This window comes from Pseudomonas sp. NY15356 (assembly GCF_048068175.1).
Taxonomy (GTDB): domain Bacteria; phylum Pseudomonadota; class Gammaproteobacteria; order Pseudomonadales; family Pseudomonadaceae; genus Aquipseudomonas; species Aquipseudomonas putida_K.
Genome location: NZ_JBLUPW010000053.1, coordinates 1 through 8,188, shown reverse-complemented (window position 1 = coordinate 8,188; position 8,188 = coordinate 1). Strand labels below are relative to the sequence as shown.

At 62.2% G+C, this 8,188-nt stretch carries 6 protein-coding genes and 2 pseudogenes; 5 read left to right on the top strand and 3 right to left on the bottom strand.

Annotated elements, in window-relative coordinates; all coding sequences use genetic code 11:
* Positions 1 to 402: pseudogene (locus ACNFCI_RS23735) on the bottom strand (RHS repeat protein); the annotation flags it as partial.
* Positions 403 to 841: 439 nt separating this feature from the next.
* On the opposite strand from ACNFCI_RS23735, the gene ACNFCI_RS23730 reads away from it, so the two are divergent.
* From ACNFCI_RS23730 to ACNFCI_RS23715, 4 genes are all read left to right on the top strand, one after another.
* Complete coding sequence (locus tag ACNFCI_RS23730; RefSeq protein WP_084855574.1) at positions 842 to 1,312, top strand: SRPBCC domain-containing protein; 471 nt, start codon at positions 842 to 844, stop codon at positions 1,310 to 1,312.
* Between the two features lie 93 nt (positions 1,313 to 1,405).
* Positions 1,406 to 2,320, top strand: a complete 915-nt coding sequence (gene cysD, locus ACNFCI_RS23725; protein ID WP_301178462.1) for a sulfate adenylyltransferase subunit CysD — start codon at positions 1,406 to 1,408, stop codon at positions 2,318 to 2,320.
* On the top strand, positions 2,320 to 4,212 hold the full coding sequence (cysN, locus tag ACNFCI_RS23720) for a sulfate adenylyltransferase subunit CysN (RefSeq protein ID WP_416768378.1): 1,893 nt from the start codon (positions 2,320 to 2,322) through the stop codon (positions 4,210 to 4,212). The genes cysD and cysN overlap by 1 nt, the downstream gene beginning before the upstream one ends.
* Before the next feature lie 215 nt (positions 4,213 to 4,427).
* On the top strand, positions 4,428 to 5,576 hold the full coding sequence (locus ACNFCI_RS23715) for a helix-turn-helix transcriptional regulator (RefSeq protein WP_324817949.1): 1,149 nt from the start codon (positions 4,428 to 4,430) through the stop codon (positions 5,574 to 5,576).
* A 50-nt stretch (positions 5,577 to 5,626) separates the two neighbouring features.
* On the opposite strand, the gene ACNFCI_RS23710 is transcribed toward ACNFCI_RS23715, so the two are convergent.
* A complete protein-coding gene (locus ACNFCI_RS23710; protein WP_368829091.1) occupies positions 5,627 to 6,802 on the bottom strand; it encodes a hypothetical protein in 1,176 nt (391 codons plus the stop codon).
* A 209-nt stretch (positions 6,803 to 7,011) separates the two neighbouring features.
* Between ACNFCI_RS23710 and ACNFCI_RS23705 the strand changes: the two genes are divergently transcribed.
* Positions 7,012 to 7,779 (top strand): hypothetical protein, encoded by a 768-nt coding sequence (locus ACNFCI_RS23705; RefSeq protein WP_368829092.1) that lies wholly within the window; start codon positions 7,012 to 7,014, stop codon positions 7,777 to 7,779.
* On the opposite strand, the pseudogene ACNFCI_RS23700 reads toward ACNFCI_RS23705, so the two are convergent.
* A pseudogene (locus ACNFCI_RS23700) lies at positions 7,780 to 8,085 on the bottom strand (glutaminase); the annotation flags it as partial.
* Positions 8,086 to 8,188: the final 103 nt, after the last annotated feature.

Below are 8,188 nucleotides of genomic sequence, written 5' to 3'. Positions count from 1 at the left end.
CCCGAGCAGATTATGGTCCCGTGCCTGTTGCGTAACCGGTGCCCAGACGAACCGCTCGGCAATCCGCGCCTCGCTGTCGGCCACCTGCTCCGTCACGCCCAGCGGTCGGCCAGCCTGGGACGGGGCCTCGTACTGCCAGGTACGGGTAACCGCCTGGCTCAGGTCGTCGTTACCCTCTTCGTCGGTAGCAATCTGAGCCACCTCCATGAAAGGGCGCCCGGCGGCATCCCTGAGGGTTATCGAAGTGCCCGCATCGACACTGCGGGTGCGCAAGGCCGTCCCGGCGAGGTCCGTCAGGTAGGTGAAGTTCGCCCGGCCAGCAGCGGCCAGCCGAGGGTCGGCACTGCGTGCCAGGACGCCTCGGACGTCGTGTTGGTGATGGGTGATACGTTCGTCCGTCACCTCAGGTTTATCTGGCTGACGGTAATAATCGATAGTGCGTACAACCAAGCCACGATTATCGACAACCGTGACGGACGGAGTATTACGAAAAGACAACATGGAAAGCAACTCCTGTTAATGACTATTTCCTGCGCCGCTAGTAATTCACAAACAACAAAGCCGGCGCAGCACGCCAAAAACAGCGAGCCGCGTAGGAAGCATATAAATCAAACAGCGATAATTACCGCCCCAAAAAACTTCTCACACCTCAAGTAAAAAGTTCTGCCACTTACTTACAAGCAGGAAGTAAAAAGTACTAACACCCAGACGACCAACCCAATACTCCCCTTATCCAAACGGACGAAGAACCCAAAGCGCCAACCGACCACGATGCCTCGTTGGGCCACACGGCTCCCCTGCGCCACGCCTCGGCGTGGGGCCACCCTACGAGGAATCATCGATGACAACCGACAAGAACCTGGTTCGCTCCGTCACCGTGGACATCGCCGCCCCCGCCGAGCTGGTCTGGTCGATCCTGGTCGACCTGCCTAACTACCCGCAGTGGAACCCCTACACGGTCAAGGTCGAATCCACCCTGCGCCTGGGCGAGCCGGTCAACCTGTTCCTGCCCAACCCGGCCGCGCCCGGTGAGCTGCTGCATGTGGTCGAGTACCTGGTGGACTTCGAGCCACACCGCCTGCTCGCCTGGGAAATGCGCTCGAGCGCCAGCAACCCGGACGCGGCCCGCCGCGAACAACTGATCGAACGCACCGGCCCAAACAGCTGCCGCTACCACACCACCGACCAGTTCCTCGGCCCCACCGCCGACGCGGTCATGGCCAACCATGGGGCGTGGGTCAAGCAGGGCTTCGATGCCGTGGCCCTGGCCGTGAAGGCCCGTGCCGAGTCGCTGCACGCCACCGCGGCCTGATGTTGGCACCACCGCCGCACTTCGTCCGAGCAGACGAAGAGGCGCCGGTGGTGCATTGCCTACCTTGGCGTCAACCGGGCCCGTACCCGGAAGATCACGAGGAGGTATCCGATGTTGACTCATCTGCAATGGCTGGAGGCCGAGAGCATCCAGATCATCCGCGAAGTGGTGGCCGAGTGTGAGCACCCGGTGATGCTCTATTCCATCGGCAAGGACAGCGCGGTGATGCTGCACCTGGCGATGAAGGCCTTCGCCCCGGGCAAGCCGCCCTTCCCCCTGCTGCACGTGGACACCACCTGGAAATTCCGCGAGATGATCGCCTTCCGCGACCAGACCGCCGAGCGCCTGGGCCTGGAGCTGCTGGTGCACATCAACCCCGAAGGTGTGGAAAAAGCCATCGACCCCTTCACCCACGGTTCGGCCCTGCACACCGACGTGTGGAAGACCCAGGGCCTGAAGCAGGCGCTGGACAAATACGGCTTCGATGCCGCCTTCGGCGGTGCCCGCCGCGACGAGGAAAAATCCCGTGCCAAGGAGCGCGTGTTCTCCCTGCGCTCCGAACAGCACCGCTGGGACCCCAAGCAACAGCGCCCGGAGCTGTGGCGCCTGTACAACACGCGCAAGCGCAAGGGCGAGAGCCTGCGGGTGTTTCCGCTGTCGAACTGGACCGAGCTGGACATCTGGCAATACATCTACCTGGAGCAGATCCCTATCGTGCCCCTGTACTTCGCCAAGGAGCGCCCGGTGGTGGAGCGCGACGGCACCCTGATCATGGTCGACGACCAGCGCCTGCCGCTGCGTGACGGCGAAACCCCCGAGATGCGCAAGGTGCGCTTCCGCACCCTGGGCTGCTACCCGCTCACCGGCGCCATCGACAGCGACGCCGACGACCTGCCGGCGATCATCGGCGAGATGCTGGTCAGCCGCACCTCGGAACGCCAGGGCCGGCTGATCGACAGCGACTCGGCCGGCTCCATGGAGAAGAAGAAACAAGAGGGGTACTTCTGATGAACGCGATCACCCACGCCCGGCACGACGACCTGACCGCGTACCTGCAGGCACAACAGCACAAACAGCTGCTGCGCTTCATCACCTGCGGCAGCGTCGACGACGGCAAGAGCACCTTGATCGGGCGCCTGTTGTACGAGTCCAAGGTGCTGTTCGAAGACCAGCTCGGCCAGCTCGAAGCCGACTCGAAAAAACTCGGCACCCAAGGCGAGGACCTGGACTTCGCCCTGTTGGTGGACGGCCTGGCCGCCGAGCGCGAGCAAGGCATTACCATCGACGTGGCGTACCGTTTCTTCGCCACGGAGAAACGCAAGTTCATCGTTGCCGATACGCCCGGCCACGAACAGTACACCCGCAACATGGTCACCGGCGCCTCCACCGCCGATTTGGCGGTGATCCTGGTAGACGCCCGCCAAGGCCTGCTGACCCAGACCCGCCGGCACAGTTACCTGGTGTCGCTGCTGGGGATCCGCAAGGTGGTGCTGGCGGTCAACAAGCTCGACCTGATGGGCTACTCGCAGGAGGTGTTCCAGCGCATCGAGGCCGACTACCGTGCCTTCGCCGCGCAGATCGGCCTGGACGACATCCAGTGCATTCCACTCTCTGCGCTACGCGGCGACAACATGCTCAGCGCCAGCCCCAACACCCCTTGGTACACAGGCCCGAGCCTGCTCGCCTACCTGGAAGACGTGCCGCTGGAGCAGGCCCACGCCAGCCAGGCGGCGTTCCGCCTGCCGGTGCAGTGGGTCAACCGCCCCAATCTGGACTTTCGTGGCTACTCGGGCAACATCGCCGCCGGCAGCATCAGCGTCGGCGAACGCATCCGTGTGCTGCCCTCGGGCCAGCAGAGCGAAGTCACCGACATTCTCGGCGCCAGCGGCCCGCAGCAGCGCGCCGAGTGCGGCCAGGCCGTGACCTTGGTGCTCAAGGACGAGATCGACATCAGCCGCGGCGACCTGATCGCCCTGGCCGACGCCCCGCCCGCAGTGGCCGACCAGTTCGAAGCCACTTTGGTGTGGATGGACGAAGAGCCGTTGCTGCCCGGACGCCCGTACCTGATGAAGATCGGCTGCCGCACCGTAGGCATGAGCTGCGCCAACCTCAAGCACCGCGTGGACGTGAACAGCCTCGACCAACTCGCCGCCAAGACCCTCGAGCTCAACGGCATCGGCGTATGCAACCTGAACCTGGACCGCCCGATCGCCTTCGATGCCTATACCGACAACCGCGACACCGGCGGTTTCATCGTCATCGACCGCCTGAGCAACCGCACCGTCGGCGCCGGCATGCTGCACTTCGCCCTACGCCGGGCGCAGAACGTGCATTGGCAGGCCATCGACGTCAACCGCGAGGCCCACGCCGTGCTCAAGGGCCAGGCTCCGCGGGTGCTGTGGTTCACCGGCCTCTCGGGCGCCGGCAAGTCGACCATCGCCAACCTGGTGGAGCGCAAGCTGCATGCGCTGGGCAAGCACACCTACCTGCTCGATGGCGACAACGTGCGTCACGGCCTGAACCGCGACCTAGGCTTCACCGAGGCCGACCGGGTGGAGAACATCCGCCGCGTGGCCGAAGTGGCCAGGCTGATGCTCGATGCCGGTTTGATCACCCTGGTCTCGTTCATCTCGCCGTTCCGCGCCGAACGCGACATGGCCCGGAGCTTGGCCGGGGAAGGCAACTTCCTGGAGATTTTCATCGACGCGCCGTTGGCCCTGGCCGAGCAGCGCGACCCCAAGGGGTTGTACCAGAAGGCCCGCCGGGGTGAGCTGAAGAACTTCACCGGGATCGACTCGCCGTACGAGCCGCCGGTGAATCCAGAGCTGCATATCGATACCCAGAGGGAGACGGCGGAGGCGGCGGCCGAGCGGATCGTCGAGGCGTTGCTGCGCCTTTGAGCAAAGCCAGAACAGGCCCTATCGCCGGCAAGCCGGCTCCCACAAGGTGCTGCATGCACGAACGGGGTGGGAGCCGGCTTGCCGGCGATTGGACCAACGCAAGTTTCATGCTGCATGACAAAGCCCGCAGCTTGGCTCTTGCTAGTCCGAACAGACGATTTACCCAGCCCTTCTCGCATCAATACTGCCCCCACCCCTCACCCACGAGGCGCAGCATGACCGCCCACCACCCAGCCCCCATCGCCACCGAAGCCCTCAGCGCCCTGCTCACCCTGGCCTACCAGGGCCCGTTGGAAGCCACACCCTGGGCCAGCTTCCTGGAGCAGCTGCGCCAACGCCTGGACGCGAGCTTCATCACCCTGGTGCTGCGCAACCCAGAACACGAACGCCCCGGCCTGATCGTCAACGCCTCGGTACACGGCGCGCTGCTGCCCGGCGAGCCGTCCTACAGCGAGTACTACTATTCGATCTGCCCGTTCCTCGAATGGCCCGCCGACAAGGTGGCCACCGCCGACCAGATGCTCGGCACCGAGCCCTGGCTGGCCCACGACTTCTACCGCAACTACCTGCAACCGCTGGACCTGCGCCATGTGCTGGTGGCCAACATGGTCACCACCGCCGGCATGCACTGCGCCCTGTTCGCCAGCCGCGGCCATACCAGCCACGACTTCGAGGCCGACGAGATTGCCCTGGTCCGCCTGCTGCTGCCGCACCTGCAACAGGCCGTGGACCTGCATTCGGCGGTCGACCAGCTCGACTCCGAACGCCAGCTGTACGCCGCGACCATCGACCGGCTGATGGTCGGTACGGTGATCCTCGACGAGAACGGCCGAACCCTGCGCTGCAACAGCGCGGCACAGCGCCTGTTCGTCAGTGGCGATGGGCTGGTGTGCAAGCAAGAGAAGCTGTGCGCCTTCGTCAACCATGAGAACCGCGCGTTGCAGCAATCCATCCAGACCGTCCTTAGGCACCGTCAGCGCGGGCTGGACGAGCTGGAAGTGCTCACCTTGTCCCGCCCGAGCGGGGAAATGCCGCTGAACCTGCTGCTACGCCCCATCCCCCTGAACTACCAGGCCCGCAAAGGCGCACGACGGCCAGCGGTGGCGCTGTTCATCCGCGACCCCGCAGACTCGCCCCAGGCCTCGCGCCACCTGCTGCGCAGCCTGTTCCAGCTGACGCCCACCGAGACGGAGGTGGCGATGTTGGTGATGGATGGGCAGACCCTGGACGAGACGGCCGAAGCGCTGAACGTGTCGCGCAACACCGTACGGGCGCACTTGCGCGGGGTGTTCGCCAAGACCGGCGCCACGCGGCAGGCGCAGCTGGTGAAGACCCTGCTCAATAGCGTGGCCTCGCTGGGCTGAGACATTCAGTGTGCCATTAGATAATTGGCAATGCCCCAATCATTCACCACTTAAGCATCATCGGCTGACTGCCCTTTGGTTCCGCCTTTTATTACAACAGCCTCCGGCAGTTTTACTACATCGCTGCTCTGGGTGAGGATGCATGCCCGTGAACGCTCCGGCCAATCACCCAACCGGGTGTCTGCCAACCGACCAGGGCATAACAATAGGACATCACCGAGTGAGAACAATGGGAACGCCGACACAATCGGCAACCCATTTGTTGCCTCGGTGACGCTCCAGGAGGCCGTGGCAAAGTCGGCCACATCATAATTCTTCAGTAGCCGGTACTGTTGAACAGTCGTATCTCGTACGCCCATCATGCTTGCCGACTTGTAGACAATGGTCGAGGTCGCGCCCGGGTACATCACGATCACAGCCAGCGTAGCAATCAAGGCGACGGCAACGGCCTGGATGACCCGTATGGCCACACGTTTTTTACTCACGAAAAAAATAAGTGCTGGAATGAACAACAAGAAAACCGTGACCATCGAGATGATCGTTAGAGTATTTACTGCCTCGGGCGTGTCTTGGCCGGTGTAAGAATGCAGCAGGATGACCATTGGGTAAACCGCTGCAAAAGCAGCGAAACACAACAGTAAGTAGGTAATCCCGAAAATCCCAGCCTGACGCCATTTCTTCACGTCACCTGGGCCACTGATCAATGTCACGATTTCCAGGGCCATCCTGAATCGCTTGGACAATAGCAGTAAAAACATGATGCCCAACATGCATGCCATGATCGTCGCGGCAACGATACCATGTCCCAACTCGGGTAGTTGAAAAACGCTGCCTACGAAAAGCACCGAACCTAACGTGGCAGGGATGAGCAGCAATCTTGCGATATGAGGGCGCAACGTAGGCGTTTGGTTGAAGAGCGAAACAGCCAACGCATAAATAGTCGTTGTGGTCAGGAAAAGCGCCATGTAGAGCGAAAACACAAAGCCCACGAATCCCATCCAAGGCAAAAGCGCAGAAAATTTCTTATCGAACACCACCGGTAGCAAGTCGATACGTCCAATGGCTTTCGAATAGGTCATTAATATTCCAAAGCTCAGCAAGCCGCTGGCGACAGCGCCTATGGTCCCGATCGCGGCCCAGTGCTTAATCACCAAGCTCAGTATCTGATTCAGGTCCTCCCGAAAGGTAGCCAAACCTGTATTACTTTTCTTGACTTGCTTGTCCATCGACCCATTCCATTTAATAAACCCGTCCGAACCGCAACGGTATTCTATAAAAGGCAAACATCGCCAGCCAAGAAGGCCTACGATAATTACCCGACACAAGATTCATTTGAGAAGCGTCCTTCAGAGCGCGATATTGCCCCATAAAACGCATCGCATGCGATGACGAGGCGATTTCACACACCTCCCCACCTCTTCAGCGGTTACATGCAATGACTCTCCTCTACCTCAAGCTCATCGTCACACCGCTGCTGATGTGGGCCGTCTCGCTCGCCTCCCGGCGCTGGGGCGGGCTGCTGGGCGGCCTGCTTTCAGGCCTGCCGATCACCTCGGCGCTGGTGATGACCTTCCTGTGCCTGGAACAAGGCACCGCATTCACCCTGAACGCAGTCCCCGGCGCCCTGGGCGGCCTGGCCGCGGTACAGGCCACCTACACCTGCTACCTGTACGCCACCCGACGCGCCGAAATCGGCCTGGCCGTACTGCTGGCACTGGTGTTCTACGCCCTGGCCGCCTACGCCTTCACCCATTGGGGCAGCCTGTACCTGTCGATTGCCGCCTCCCTGGCACTGATCGCCTGGTTGATCCGCGCCACCGCCCACGAGCCCAAACCCGACATCCTCGCCAAAACTCGCCACCGCTACTGGGAAATCCCCCTGCGCATGGTGGCCGCCACTACCCTGCTCATGGTCACCACCGGCTTCGCCAGCTGGCTGGGGCCAGCGGCCAGCGGCATGCTGGCGCCGATTCCGGTGATTGCCTGGCCATTGGTGGTGTTCGCCCATGTGCAGAGCGGGTGCGCAGGGATGGCAGCGATGGTCCGCGGGAACGCCATCGGGGCGGTGGGGGTTATTGCGTTCTACCTGGCGGTGGCGGGTTTGCTTGAAACGCTGGGGATCGCGGCGACGTTTGCCCTCGCGGTTGTGTTGGCGGTGGTGCTGACCGTAGGCCTGGCGGCGGCATTGCGCTCACGTAGATGATCAGAACACCGACCACCCAATCCGTGAGCTGAGCAACTCGAGCGCGGCCATCCCGGCAAGGGAGTTGCCAGCAGCATTCAACTCCGGCGACCACACACAAACGGTAAACTGGCCCGGTACGATCGCCACGATCCCCCCACCTACACCACTCTTGCCAGGCAACCCTACCCGATAAGCGAAGTTGCCGGCTTCGTCATAGAGGCCGCTGGTGGCCATGATCGAATTCACCTGCTGAGTTTGGCGTTGGGTCAGGATCTGGTTACCGCTGTGCTTACAGTACCCATCGTTGGCCAGGAAACAGGGCGGTTGCAGGAGCTGAGTGCAACACGGTTATTGAATTGAAGCCGGAGCATCATGCCGCATTGCCATGGCATTTTGCATGACCTCTCCCATCACCTCGATGGGGCAT